Source organism: Microlunatus sp. YIM B11417, assembly GCF_059617205.1.
Map to the genome: position 1 here is coordinate 820,078 of NZ_JCAMPJ010000002.1, position 13,724 is coordinate 833,801.

Consider the following 13,724-nt stretch of genomic DNA (forward strand, 5'->3'; position numbering starts at 1 on the left):
CATCCATGATCGAACTCCGCTATCCCGCCGCCGACAACGGCATGGCGTTGCTGACCGCCGTCTTCACGCCGTTCGACGAGCACGGCGGGCTGGACCTGGACACCGTCGCGAAGCAGGCCGACGACCTGGTGGCCTGGGGATCGCCGGCCGCCTACGTCGGCGGTACGGCCGGTGAGGGTGCCGCGCTCACGACGGACGAGCGGATGGCACTGGCCGAGCGGTGGATCGAGGTCGCGGACGGCCGGCTGGACGTGATCATCCACGTCGGGCACGCCAGCCTCGGCGAGTCCCGCCGGCTGGCCGGTCATGCCGAACGGATCGGTGCCCGGGCGATCTCCGCCGTCGCCCCGTACTTCCACCGACCCGGCTCGGTCGGCGCCCTGGTGGACGCCTGTGCGGCGATCGCCGAGGCGGCGCCGACGCTGCCGTTCACGTACTACCACATCCCCTCGATGACCGGCGTGAACCAGAAGGCCAGCGAGATCTTGATCATGGCCCGGGAACGGATCCCGACCTTCGCCGGGGTGAAGTTCGCCGACAACGACATGGTGGACCTGCAGCGCTGCCTGCAGCTGGCCGGCGAGGGTGGCCAGGAGGTGTTCGTCGGCGTGGCGAAGTTGATCTTGGCGGCCTGGCAATGGGGTGCCCGGGTGGCGATCGGTTCGGTGTACAACTTCGCCGGTCCGCTGTTCGGCCGGCTGGTCGATCATGCAGCTCGTGGCGAGATCGACGAGGCGCGGCAGCTGCAGTTGCTGGCCCTGCAGGTGATCGACGCGGCCGCGGCACCGGCCGGCGAACTGGCCGGCTTCAAGGCGCTCGGTTCCGTGTACGGGGTCGACTGTGGCCCGGTCCGGGCACCGCTCGCCCCGGTGACGCCGGAGCAACTGGCCGCCCTGCGGGCCGAGGTGACCAGGCTCGGGTTCGGAGCCGGCTGATGCCGCCGAACGTGTTGATCATCCAGGCCGACCAGTTCCGGGCGGACTGCTTCGGCGCGGCCCGACACCCGGACGTCCGGACACCGGCGCTGGACCGGCTGGCGACCGACGGCGTCCGCTATCGCCACGCCTACAGCACGTTTCCGGTCTGCACGCCGTCGCGGTACTCGCTGCTGTCCGGCCTGCAGGTACGCCAGCACGGCGGCTGGACCAACCGGTGCACGCTGGCGCCGGGGATCGACACCTTCCCGCGGGCGCTGCGCCGGGCCGGCTACCGGACCGCCGCGGTCGGCAAGATGCACTTCACGCCGACCCACCTCGACGTCGGGTACGACAGCCTGCAGTTGGCCGAGCAGGACGGCCCCGGTCGCTACGACGACGACTATCACCGGGACCTGGCCGCGGCCGGGCTGGCGCCGGTGACCGACCTGGTCGATCAGGAGCGGGAGTTTCGAGCCTCGGCGCCCGCCTCCTACTGGGAGACGTACGGGAGCGGGACGTCCGACCTGCCCGACGCGTGGCACTCGACCACCTGGATCGGCGAGCGGGCCCGGCGTTCCGTGGCGGCGTGGTCGACCGACGCGAGCGAGCTGCTGCACGTGTCCTTCGTGAAGCCGCACCACCCGTTCGACCCGCCGGCCGGCTGGGCGGGGGCCTACGCCCCGGCAACACTGACCCCGCTGCCCGGCTGGACGGAGGAGATCCCGGCGGCCGACGAGCGCTACCGGCGCCGCTACTTCGACTACGGCCCGCTGACCGAGCCGATCCTGCGCCGGGTGATGGCGCACTACTACGCCACGATCACTCACCTTGATCATCAGGTCGGGCTACTGCTGGACGAGTTGCGCCGGGCCGGCCGCTACGAGGACACCTTGATCATCTTCACGGCCGATCACGGCGAGTACCTCGGGTTCCACCACCTGCTGCTCAAGGACGGACCGATGTACGACCCGGTGATCAAGGTGCCGCTGCTGATCAAGTTCCCCGGATCGCGGCGATCCGGCGAGGTGAACGACCGGCTGGTCTCCATGATCGATCTCGCGCCGACGATCCTGGCCTGCTGCGGTCTCGAGGCCGGGCTGTCCTTGCCGGGAAGGGACCTGGGTGATCCGGCCGCCGGGCATCCGTACGTCTTCGCCGAGGACCGCCGGCACGAGTCCGCGATCATGATCAGGTCCGAGCGGTACAAGCTGCTCTGGTCCGACGCCGCCGGCGAGTCCCTGTTCGATCTCGCCGCCGACCCGTACGAATTCGACGACCTGGCCGGCGATCCAGAGCACGCCGATGCGCTGGCCGAGCTGCGCGAGGCCAGGGCGGCCTGGGCGTTGCACGAGGCGACCCCGCCGACCTACCTGGACCCCGATGCCCCGGCGCGAACCAAGATCACCGACGACGAACGCCACCACCGCCGCGACGAGTTCGCCACCGCCGTCGAAGGGCGGTTGCGCCAGGACTCAGCGCGCGTGGGTGTCCCCGAACTCGAAGGAGAGAGACGACCGTGAAGATCCCCAAGAAGAGGAGCGGGCTCCGGCTCCAGGTCGGCCTGCTGGCCCTGGTCGGCGCGGCGGCCCTGCTGCCGGTGCCGGCCGCCGGCGCCGCGCCCATCGACCCGTTCGCGGCCCGAACCACCGTGCTGTTCGGTACCTCGCACGTGCCGTCCGGCTGTTACCGGATACCGGCCATCGTCCGCGGCGCGGACGGTTCGCTGCTGGCCTTCGCCGAACACCGGTTCCACACCTGCGCCGACAAGTCCAACATCGAGACCGTGGTCCGGCGGCTGCCGCCGGGCGCGACGGAGTGGGGGCCGATCGAGACCGTGGTGCGGGGCGAGCCCGGCGACCCGACGGCGCCGGCCACCCGCGGCAACCCGGGCCCGGTGGTCTACCGGAAGCTGCCCGGAGCGCCCCGGGTCGACGCCCCGGACGGCCGGATCGTCATGCTCGGCATGCACAACCCGGTCGACCCGGCCAATCCCGGCGGCAACCAGCGAACCGCGCCGCGCACCCCGTACGTGCTGCACAGCGACGACAACGGCGCGACCTGGACCGCCCCGGTGCTGCAGCCGCAACTGGACGATCCCGCCTGGGGCCACTACGCGACCGGCCCGGTGCACGCGCTCCAGCTCACCCGCGGTGATCATCGGGGGCGGTTGATCGCGGGGATCAACTACAACGACGACACCGGTTCCGGGGCGATGCTCGTCTACAGCGACGACGCCGGCGTCACCTGGGAGCGCGGCGCGCACGTCCACTACACCAAGGACCGGCAGCTGATCCCGCAGGAGATCAGCCTGGTCGAGCTGGTCAACGGCGACGTGATGGCGTGGGCCCGCCAGGAGTGGCACGGCGGCACGCCGGAGGAGGAGGCCGACCCGAACGTCCGGCCACACCGGGCGATCGCGATCAGCAAGGACGGCGGCGCGACCTACCACCAGGACTACCAGCTGGTCCGCGGCTATGAGGCGCCGTTCATCCAGTCCTCGTCGCTGCGCTACGGCGCCACCGACACCGGCGGCGCGTTCAACCGGATCCTCACTCTGGCGCCGTCGGTGAACACCGAGCCGCGGATCCGGCCGACGATCCGGGCGACGTTCGACGAGGGTCTGAGCTGGCAGACGGTGGACACCCCGGGCGACTCGACCGACGAGGGCCTCCAGGTGTACGGCAGCAACGACCGCAGCCTGTCCGTCGAGGAATGCGCCTGCTACGGCGGCTATTCGGACATGGTCCAGCTCGCCGACGGCGGGCTCGGGCTGCTCTACGAGCGCGGGCCGACCGACTACCGGTCGGAGATCGCGTTCGTCCGGCTGGACGCGCGCGACCTGCCGACGCCGGCGTCGACACCGGACCTGCCGGGGCGGTCGGCGCTGGTCTTCGACGGCGTCGGCCTGACGAAGGGCCGATTCGGCCGGGCCTTCGCCTTCGACGGCGACCGCGGCCGGGTCCAGCTCCCGTACCGGACCAGGCCGGTCCTCGGCGCGGGCGACTTCACCGTCTCGACCTGGTTCCGGTACGACGACGCGATCCGGAACCAGGCCCTCTTCTGGGCGTATGGCCTCAACGGTGCACCGGAGGTCTGGCTGCGCGCCGAACCCGGCATGAACCGGCTCCGCGGCACGGTGACCACGTCGTCCGGGTCGGCCACGGTCACCTCTCCGAGCGCGTACGCGGACGGCCGGTGGCATCAGGTCGTGCTGCAGCGACGCGGCGGCACCGTCACCCTGCACGTCGACGGCGACCGCATCGCGGAGGCGACCGGCGCCGCCGGTTCGGTCAGCGGCGACGACCCGACCCCGATCTATCTGGGCCAGCGGCTCGACGGGGCGGACCGGTTCCACGGGGCGCTGGACGACTTCCGGATCTACGACCGGGCGCTGACCGACGCCGAGCTGAGAGCGGTACGGGCCGGCGACGCAGACCGCCTGCGCGGCCTCACCGCGCGGCTGGCGATGGACGCCATCGTGCCGGCCCCGCGCCGGGGCGGGGGCCGCTAGCCCTGGTGTCGATCCACGGTCGAGGACAAGGGCTGTCGCCGGCACCGGCCTGTCGGCGATCATGGAATTCATCCCGACCGAGGCGCGCTGCCTGCGGCTGTTGATCACCGCGACCCGGGCGCCGAACGTCACCCGGCCACACCACGCAGCTCGCCGATTTCGCCGTCCACTCCGCCCACCGTTGAGTCAGGAGTCCGCCATGTCGTACGCAACGCGCACTGAGCCCGTCGAAGGGCCAGGGCACACGCACCGCGCACCGAGCTTGTCGAAGCGCCAGGACACATCGGCCTTGGCCCTTCGACAAGCTCAGGGACCGGTCCGGCCTCGCCCTTCGACAGGCTCAGGGAACGTCTTGAGGGTGTGCCTGCTGGCGCTCGCGCTGCTGGCGATGTCCCTCGTCGCCGTGCCGCAGCCTGCGACGGCGGCCGACGGCCTCCGGCTGACGGCCGTCTCCGCCCGCCCGGACCTGATCACCGCCGGGGACGTCCTGGTCAAGGCCACGGTGCCGAAGGACCGGCCGCTGGACCGGGTCCGGTTCAGTCTCGACGGCGCCGACGTCACCGCCGCGTTCCGACCGGATCCGGCAACCCACACCCTGACCGGCCTCCTTGATCAACTCCGGCTCGGCCCGAACCAGCTGGTCGCGACCGTCGGCACGCTGCGGACACAGTTGATCTTGACCAATCATCCGGCCACCGGGCCGGTGATCAGCGGCCCGCACGAGTCTCCGTACCTCTGCACGACGGACCGGTTCAAGCTGGTCGACGGCAGCACACTGGGCGCGCCGCTGGACGAGGACTGCTCCACGACGACCCGGGTCGACTATGCCTACCGGTCGACCGCGGGCAAGACACTCCCGCTGCCCGACCCGACAGTCCGACCGGATGATCTTGCCTGGACCACGACCAGCACCGGCGCGAAGGTCCCGTTCCTGATCAGGATCGAGACCGGCACGCTGAACCGGGCGATCTATCAGATCTCCATGCTGCACGACCCGGCCACCGACGCACCGTCGGCCTTCCACCGCAGCCAGGGCTGGAACGACCGGCTGATCTACACGTTCGGCGGCGGCTGCCGGCGCGGCTGGTACACCCAGGGCACCAACACCGGCGGCGTGCTGGACCCGACCATGCTCGGGCGAGGTTACGCGGTCGCGTCGGCGTCGCTGAACGTCTTCGGGAACAACTGCAACGACCTGCTCGCGGCCGAGACGATGATGATGATCAAGGAACGGTTCGTCGAGCTGTACGGCGATCCGCTCTTCACGATCGGCTGGGGATCCTCGGGCGGCTCGTACCAGAGCCATCAGATCGCCGACAACTATCCCGGCCTGCTGGACGGCATCGTGGTCGGCCAGTCGTTCCCCGACGTCACGTCGGCGACCAACTTCACCTTGTTCGACTCCCGGCTGCTGCACCGCTACTTCACCGAGGTCGCGCCGGAGGCCTTCACCCAAGATCAGCAGCGCCGGGTGGCCGGCTTCCTGAGCTGGGGCAGCATCAAGAACCTCAGCGACGGCGCGAAGCGGCTGGACCCGGTCGCCGAGTTCCCGGACGGGCTGCCCACCGAGCTGCGCTACCACCCGGAGACCAATCCGGGCGGCGCCCGCGCCGACGTCTACGACCACACGGTCAACGTGTACGGCCGCGACCCCGAGACCGGCTTCGCCCGTCGGCCGCTGGACAACGTCGGCGTGCAGTACGGCCTTGTCGCGCTGAACGCCGGCACCATCACGGTCGAACAGTTCCTCGATCTCAACGAGGGCATCGGCGGGCTCGACCTCGACGCCAAGCCGACCCCGCAACGGACCGCGGCCGATCCTGGTGCCCGGTCCGCCGCCTACCGCACCGGCCGGATTCTCAACGCCGGCGCAGGCCTGGCCGGGACGCCGATCATCGACTACCGCGCGTACTCCGAGGACGCCGTCAACGGCGACATCCACATGACCACCCATGGGCACGCCACCCGGGCCCGGCTGACCGCGGCCAACGGTGACGCGGACAACCAGGTGATGCTCCTGGAGGACAACCGGTACGGCGGGTTCAGCCTGAACAGCCCGACGCTCAGGTACGCGCTGACCAGCATGGACGCCTGGCTGACCGCGCTGGTCCGGGACGACCGCCCGGGCTCGGCGCACGGGCGGGCGGTCCGGTCCAAGCCGTCCGGGCTGACCGACGCCTGCTGGAGCCGTGACGCCGAGCCGCGGAAGATCGTCCAGCCGCTGACCCCGGACAACGCGGGGGAGTGCGGCGAGCTGTATCCCGTCCACAGCACCCCGCGCCTGGTCGCCGGCGCTCCGGTGGCCGACGACGTGGTCAGTTGCCGGCTCAAGCCGGTCGACCCGGCCGACTACGCCGTCCCGTTCAGTGCCGGCGAGCGAGCCCGGCTGGCGAAGGTCTTCCCCGGCGGCGTCTGCGACTGGACGAAGCCCGGCGTCGGGCAACAGCCGCTGCAGGGCACCTGGCTCGCCATCGGCTGACCGCCGCCCACCACCCGTTCCCAGACTCACCGAGGAGTTCCCATGCCACGACCTCTGATCGGTCTGCTCTCAGCCGGCTGTGCCACCGTCCTCCTGGCAACGGCGCTGGCTCCGCCGGGCGTGGCGGTCGCCGATCCGGCCGAGGCCTGGTCGACCTCCTGCGACGCCGAGGCGACCGGCTATCTCCCGGTCCGCGGGCTCGACCTGCCGACCTCGGCGGGCTGGCGGGACACCACGCCGCCGTACGCCTTCGACGACACCGAGGCGATCGCCGACGGCTTCGACCGGATCGGCTACTGCCTGGAACTGACCACGGAGGCGGGCACCCGTTGGGTCTGGACCTCAATGGAGGCGCTCGGCGACGATCCCGCCGACGTCGGGCTGCCCACCCGGATGGAACAGTCCCGGCACCAGTTCGTCGACGACCTGACGGTCGCCTCGAACGTTTCGGAGGTACGGGAGTTGACCGGCGGTTCGGGCTGGCTCGAGCAGTGGCCGAATCAGTACGACGGGACGGCCAACGGACAGGTACCGGGCGCCTCCGACACCGCCCGCGACGCCGACGACGCCCTGCTCCGGGCTAACGGCTACGGCTCGTTCCAGGTGCACGCGTTCGCCGACGCCGCCGACGCCCGCGGCCCGCGCGAGGCCTCCGGGCCGACCGCGACCCCCGTACTCGCCGTCAACGCCTTCACCGCCGGGACCCAGCCGCTCGACCTGGGCATCGGCGCCGCGCCGGACGGCAACTCGGACTGGACCGGTGCCGCCAACGCCGCCGACTTCACGGCCCGCCGGCTCACCTTCTTCGCCCGGCCCAGCCTGGTCCGGCTGGACACCGCACCGGAATCCCGGCAGCTGGTGCCGCGCCCGGGCCGGACCGCGACCAGCGTGACGGTGCCGATCCAGGGCGCGGCCGTCGATCCCGAGGTCACCGCGGTGGAACTCTCGGTCCGTCGGGATGGCCGGACGACCCGGCAGCGGGCCGCCGTGTCGCCGGCGAAGCCGCGATTCTCGTTCACCGTCACGCTGCCGGTCGCCCGCACCGCGACCGACCTCGAGCTGATCGCCGTCACGGCCGACGGCGAGCGACGCCGGATCCACCGGGCGGTCGACGTCGTCGCCGGGGACGTCATCGTCATCCAGGGCCAGTCGAACGCCCAGGCCGGCCGGCTGCCGACGGCGAACTCGTCGAACCCGGACCGCTCCCGCTGGGTCCGTACCTTCGGGACGTCGAACAACAACCTCTCCCGGCTGGCCGGCGTCGGCCGCTGGACGTACGCGGCCGGCGACAACGTCCAGCGGGTCGGTGCCATCGGCCAGTGGGCGGTCCGGATGGGCACCCTGCTGTCGGACGAACTGGGGATCCCGCTGGCTGTCGTCAACGGGGCCCGCGGTGGTCAGCAGATCGGCTACTTCGCCCGCAACGACAGCGATCCCGCCGACGGCACGACCAACTACGGCATGCTGCACCGGCGGCTGGTCCGGTCCGGGCTGGCCGGTCCGGGCGCGATCGACGCCATGCTCTGGTACCAGGGCGAGGCGGACCGGGACAACGCCGCGAAGCACGTGGCCGGCTTCACCGAGCTGGTCGCGGACTGGCGCACGGACTACGGCGCCAAGCTGCCCGTCTTCGTCGACCAGGTCCGGAACTCGCCGTGCAACGAGCCCGACCCGGTGGCGCTGCGGGACGCACAGCGGCGGCTGCCGGAGACCATCGACCACCTGCGGGTGCTGTCGACGACCGCGCTGAACAACCACGACGGCTGTCATTTCGGGTACGAGGACGGCTACCGGACCCTCGGCGACCACACCGCCGCCGTCCTGCTCGCAGCCCTCTACCGGCCGGACGGCCCGCCGGTGGCGCCGCCGAACCCGAGCCAGGCCCGTCGCGTCGACGACCGGCCGGATCAGGTGGTGGTGGCGCTGCGTTCGCCGGCCGGGCCGCTCACCGTCGAGGACGGCGCCGCGGCCGACTTCCGGGTCCCGGGTGCTGTGGTCGAGGCGGTCGAATGGCGTCGCGGGGTCGGCCTGGTGCTGACTCTGGACCGGCCGGTGCCGGCCGACGCGACCGTCGCGTACGTCAGCCACCGCGGCCCCGGCCCACGGCTGACGGACGCCCGCGGGATGGGGCTGCTCACCTTCCGGATCGGCGTCGGCGACGCCTGACGCTCAGTCGCGGAGGCGGTCCTCGATGCCGGTGTAGTGCTGCTGGACCGCCTCCTGCGCCTGCCGGAGATCTCCGGCGACGACGGCGTCGAGGATCGCGACGTGGTTCTGGCACACCTCGGCGGGTTCGCGGCCGGGCATCGGCGGCGCCGCGCGGTTGTACGCCATCCAGAACAGGTCGAACAGCTGCAGCAGCATCGCGTTGCCCAGGTCGCGGAACAGCAGCCGGTGAAACTCGCGGTCCTGGTCGGCGAACGGCCGGCCGGCCTCGGCGTGCCGGCTCATCTCGGCCAGCACCTCCCGCATCGCGGCTTCGGTCTCCGGCTTCATCGCCGCCATCGCGTCGCCGATCATGGCCGACTCCAGGGCCTTCCGCAGCGCCACCAGCTCCCGCAGCGCCCGGCCGCCGTGCATCAGCCCGTACGGAAGATGATCAAGGAGTGGCGCGAACGAGAAGTCCCGGACGTAGACCCCGCTGCCGCGCCGCGTCTCCAGCACCCCGGTGGACTCCAGCGCCTTCACGGCCTCCCGGACCGAGTTCCGGCTGACCCCGAACTCCCGGGCCAGTTCCGCCTCGGGCTTGATCGGATCGCCCGGCCCGAGCCGGTTGGCGACGATGAAGTTCCGGATCTCCTCCTGCACCGTCTGGTGCAGCGGCACCGGCGACTTCAGCCGGCGAAACGAGGTCCCCGCACCCTCCTGCTCAGCCATGCCACCTCCGTCGTCCTTGTCGATGAGCGAGCAGCGTAGCGCTCCGTGCCTACGAGATCAGATCTGTAGGATATCTCGCCGTTTGATACCGCTGTTTCCGCGAGGGCGGCCGGATTCCAGGCCCGCTCTAGGATCGTGACCATGATCATCGACGCCCACCAGCACATCTGGGACCTGGACCGCGTCCAGTACGACTGGCTGGGGCCGGAGGCGGGGCCGATCTTCCGGACGTTCACCCAGGAGGACGCGAACGCCGAGCTCAAGGAAGCGGGCGTGGACGGTTCCGTGCTGGTGCAGGCGGCGGACAACGCCGAGGACACCGACGCCATGCTCGAGGCGGCTCGTGATCATCGCGAGGTGGTCGCGGTGGTCGGCTATCTGCCGCTGGAGCAGCCGGACCGGGTCGCGGCCGGGATCGAGCGGCTGGCCGGCGATCCGTTGCTCGTCGGCATCCGCAACCTCATCCATGATCGCGAGGACCCGGACTTCCTGATCTTGCCCGAGGTGATCGAGAGCCTCGGCCTGCTGGCCCGTGCCGGACTGGCGTACGACGTCGTCGCGGTGCTGCCCCGGCACCTGGAACACGTGTCCACCCTGGCCGAACGGCACCCCGACCTGCGGTTGATCATCGACCACCTGTCCAAGCCGCCGATCGATGATCATGGGCCGTTCGGCCCCGCCGCCGACGGCCGCTGGACGGAGTTGATCAACCGCGCCGCCGAGCATCCGAACGTGTTCGCGAAGCTCTCCGGTCTCTATTCGGTACGGGATCCGCAGGACTGGACGACCGCCTCGCTCCGCCCATTCGTCGACCAGGCCCTGGCGGCGTTCGGCCCGGCCCGGCTGATGTACGGCGGCGACTGGCCGGTCTCGATCACCGCCGGCGGCTACCAGCGCACCTGGCAGGGCCTCCGCCCGCTGATCGACGCCCTGTCCCCGGCCGACCGTGCCCGGGTCCTGGCCGGCACCGCCATCGAGGTCTACCGGATCGACTCCGACCGCCTCGACGCTCTCACCTAGGACCGGTGTCGTCAGAACTCCTCAACTCGAGCGCTGGAGCGTCATACGGCCTCCAGCGTCCGAGTTGAGGAGTTTTCGCGACAAGTGACGCTAGGTCCGACAGCGGTCGAAGACCGATTGGCCGCCGAAGCCGAGGCGCAACGGCAGGGTCAGCACGGCGCGGCAGGTCTCGGCGGTCGCCGTCCGAACCGTCCGCCCGTCGTCGAACCCGCCGGTCACCACCGGCCCGATGTTCTCGCAGCTGCCCAGCCGCATGATCAGCTCCTGGAGTCCGGTTGCGGTGTGCACCTTGAGGACGACGGTGACGTCGGGACCGGCCCGTTCCTCGCCGGCCGGACAGGCCGGACCGTCCCAGGCCGGAGCAGCGGTGATCCCTGCGATCAGCTTCGTGGCGTCGGCGCCGCTGAGCGCTCCGGCCGCCCGGACCCCGCCCCAGCCGCTGCCGCCGTCGGGCTCGTATTGACAGAGGATGATCCGGTCAGCTGTCCCGAGCTCGTCGGCCGGTTCCGGGCGGTAGTCCAGGTCGGCGACCACCGGGTGGTCGGGGTCGCAGGGAGCGGTGTCGTCGGCCCGGACCGCGGAACCGACGATCCGCTCCGCCAGTCGGACGTCCTGGCTGACCGCGCGCAGCCGTAGCGACTCGACGGTCCGGATCGCCTCCCAGAACCCGGCCTGGACCCGATAGAGCCCGTCCGACCGGGGATCGGGTTCCGGCCAGGAAGCCGGATCCGCCGAGGAGATGACGACGTGCTCCAAAATCAGGGCATCGGGGATCGCGGGGCAGGGGATCGAAAGTCGGAGCGTCTCGCCGCCGAGCATCACATACGGCCGTCGGTGAACGGGATCCGGCCACTTACGGCCGCACCAGTCCGGTCCCGGCTCGCCGGAATAGCCCCAGTCGGCCGGCACCTGGAACACGACATCGCGATACTGCTCGATCCGCCAGCCGGCCGAAGCCGGGGCAGGACGTTGCAAGCCGAGTCCCACGGCCGCCACGACCAAGATCAACACCAGCCCGCCGGCCAGGATCAGCCGGTCCCGGCGCAGCTTCGAGCCGTTCATGACCGAAGCCTGCCATGGGGATCAGCGTCCGCGGACGCAGCGCTCGTAGACGGAGCCGCTGGCGGCCTGGATCGACACCGGCGGTACGAACACGGCCTGGCAGGTGGCCTTCGTGGCGGCGTGCAGGGTGGTGCCGTCGTCGAAGCCGCCGAGCACGGTGTCGCCGCCGTTCGGGCAGCCCTGCTGGCGCAGCACGATCTCGTGCAGGCCGGTCGAGCTCTGCACTCGGAGCACGGCGGCCACGTCCAGCCCGCCCTCCGGATACGGCGGCGGGTCGCAGGTGGCGTCGTCGTTGGCGGGCGCCTTCGCGATCCCGTCGATCAGCTGCTGCGCCTGGTCGCCGGTCAGCACGGCCGCGGCGCGGAGGCCGGACCGGCCCTCCCCGGTGTCGTACTGGCAGACGGCGATCCGGTCCACCGCGCCGTACTTCGTGACGTCGGAGGCCTCCGCCGGCCGCGCCTCGAGGTTCTCGGTGATCGGGTGGTCCGGCCGGCAGAGGTCGTCGTCGCCGGCTTCGCGTGCGGTGTCGGCGATCCGCTGGGCCAGTGCGGAGTCCTGGCTGACCACCCGCAGCTTCACCGCGCCGACGGTCTTGGTGACCTCCCAGAAGCCCCGGGCGAGCTCGAACCGCCCGTCGGCCCGCTTGTCGGCCGGCTGGATCGCCTCCACATGCTCGGTGATCAGGGTGTCCGGCATCTGCTGGCACGCGATCGCCGGGATGGCGTCCGGCTCGCCGAGCGACACGTACGGCTTGCGGTGCTCGGGCCGCGGCGCCTTCCCGTCCGATCCGGCACACCACGCCGACCCGGGCGCATAGGCATAACCCCAGTCGGCCGGCACCTGGAACACCAGTTCCCGGAACTGCTCGGTCCGCCAGCCGCTCGGCGCCGGATCGCCGGGCAGCTTCTCCGGGACCTTGGCGATGGTCGGCTGACCGGCCGGCTCGATCCCGGGCCCGGTCCCGAACAGGTTCGGCAGCACGACCGCGCCGACGGCCACGATCAGGACCAGCACCAGCCCGCCGAGGGCGAGCCGGGCGTTGCGGCGGGCACCGGCCCGGCGGCGGGCCGCGTCGGAGTCGAGCTCGCCGGGCGTCCGCAGGTCCGACATCGCTTCGCGGAAGGCTGCCGCGGCACGGGCATTCTCGGAGCCGGCGTCGTCGGGGGTGTTCGGGTCGTGCTGGGGGGAGTCGTTCATCGGGTCACCTCGTCCGAGGGGGATACGGGATGCGGCGGTTCGGGCAGCTCGCCGAGCCGGCCGCGCAGGGCGGCCAGGGCGCGGTGCACGTACGACCTCGCGGTGCTCTCGGTGCAGTGCAGGATCTCGGCGATCTCGGCGAACGGCAGGTCGTCGTAGTAACGGAGCACCACTGCGGCCCGCTGTCTGGTCGGCAGCGTGCCGAGCAGTTGCCGGGCCACGACGGCGTCGCTGACCGGCCCGGAGGGGTCGCCCGCGGCCCGGTCCGGCGGCTCCACCGGCGGCAGTTCCGCGGCGTCGATCAGGTACTCCCGGCGGGTGAACTTGCGCCACCACGACACCGTCCGGTTGACGATCACCCGCCGCGCGTACGCGTCCGCACCGATCGTCCGGCCGCCCGGAGTCGGCTCGCGGAGCCGATTCCAGCGCGGGCAGACCGCGACCAGGGCGTCCTGGACCGCGTCCGCGGCGTCGTGACCGCTGCCGGTCACCATGTGGGCGAAGCCGAGCAGGGACGGACCGCTGGCCGCCACCCACTCGGAGAAGTCCGGCGCCGGGTCGGCTTCCGCGGGTCGCGGGCGTCGAACCACCGTCGGCACCTCCGTCCTGGTCCCGTCGCCGAATGCCTGCGTGCCGATTGGCTGCATGGCGTATCCACGCG

General features: G+C 71.6%; 10 protein-coding genes. 6 read left to right on the forward strand and 4 right to left on the reverse strand.

Annotated elements, in window-relative coordinates; translation table 11 throughout:
* Positions 1-5 precede the first annotated feature (5 nt).
* The 5 genes from AC6CCG_RS14225 to AC6CCG_RS14245 all read left to right on the forward strand — a co-directional run bounded on the left by AC6CCG_RS14225 (position 6) and on the right by AC6CCG_RS14245 (position 9,073).
* Positions 6-935 carry a dihydrodipicolinate synthase family protein gene (locus tag AC6CCG_RS14225; protein ID WP_496655199.1) on the forward strand — a complete coding sequence of 310 codons (930 nt, stop codon included), beginning with the start codon at positions 6-8 and terminating at the stop codon, positions 933-935.
* A complete protein-coding gene (locus tag AC6CCG_RS14230) occupies positions 935-2,437 on the forward strand; it encodes a sulfatase family protein (protein ID WP_496655200.1) in 1,503 nt (500 codons plus the stop codon). The genes AC6CCG_RS14225 and AC6CCG_RS14230 overlap by 1 nt, the downstream gene beginning before the upstream one ends.
* The gene (locus tag AC6CCG_RS14235; RefSeq protein WP_496655201.1) at positions 2,434-4,428 is read left to right on the forward strand and encodes a LamG-like jellyroll fold domain-containing protein; all 1,995 of its coding nucleotides are present in this window, start codon (positions 2,434-2,436) and stop codon (positions 4,426-4,428) included. Before AC6CCG_RS14230 ends, AC6CCG_RS14235 begins: the two co-directional genes overlap by 4 nt.
* Before the next feature lie 358 nt (positions 4,429-4,786).
* Positions 4,787-6,907: a DUF6351 family protein gene (locus AC6CCG_RS14240; protein ID WP_496655202.1), complete on the forward strand. Its 2,121-nt coding sequence runs from the start codon at positions 4,787-4,789 to the stop codon at positions 6,905-6,907.
* Between the two features lie 42 nt (positions 6,908-6,949).
* The gene (locus AC6CCG_RS14245; RefSeq protein ID WP_496655203.1) at positions 6,950-9,073 is read left to right on the forward strand and encodes a sialate O-acetylesterase; all 2,124 of its coding nucleotides are present in this window, start codon (positions 6,950-6,952) and stop codon (positions 9,071-9,073) included.
* A 3-nt stretch (positions 9,074-9,076) separates the two neighbouring features.
* Here the strand turns inward: AC6CCG_RS14245 and AC6CCG_RS14250 are convergent, their stop codons facing one another.
* Entirely contained in the window at positions 9,077-9,784 is a 708-nt protein-coding gene (locus tag AC6CCG_RS14250; RefSeq protein ID WP_496655204.1) for a FadR/GntR family transcriptional regulator, read from the reverse strand.
* A gap of 141 nt (positions 9,785-9,925) precedes the next feature.
* Here AC6CCG_RS14250 and AC6CCG_RS14255 point away from each other — a divergent pair, with 141 nt between their 5' ends.
* Complete coding sequence (locus AC6CCG_RS14255) at positions 9,926-10,804, forward strand: amidohydrolase family protein (protein WP_496655205.1); 879 nt, start codon at positions 9,926-9,928, stop codon at positions 10,802-10,804.
* 90 nt (positions 10,805-10,894) lie between these two features.
* Here AC6CCG_RS14255 and AC6CCG_RS14260 read toward each other — a convergent pair whose 3' ends face one another.
* Genes AC6CCG_RS14260 through AC6CCG_RS14270 form a run of 3 tightly spaced genes read right to left on the reverse strand, consistent with a single transcriptional unit; the run spans position 10,895 to position 13,653 of the window.
* The gene (locus tag AC6CCG_RS14260; protein ID WP_496655206.1) at positions 10,895-11,866 is read right to left on the reverse strand and encodes a hypothetical protein; all 972 of its coding nucleotides are present in this window, start codon (positions 11,864-11,866) and stop codon (positions 10,895-10,897) included.
* A gap of 21 nt (positions 11,867-11,887) precedes the next feature.
* Complete coding sequence (locus AC6CCG_RS14265; protein WP_496655207.1) at positions 11,888-13,063, reverse strand: hypothetical protein; 1,176 nt, start codon at positions 13,061-13,063, stop codon at positions 11,888-11,890.
* Positions 13,060-13,653 (reverse strand): SigE family RNA polymerase sigma factor, encoded by a 594-nt coding sequence (locus AC6CCG_RS14270; RefSeq protein WP_496655208.1) that lies wholly within the window; start codon positions 13,651-13,653, stop codon positions 13,060-13,062. The genes AC6CCG_RS14265 and AC6CCG_RS14270 overlap by 4 nt, the downstream gene beginning before the upstream one ends.
* Positions 13,654-13,724: the final 71 nt, after the last annotated feature.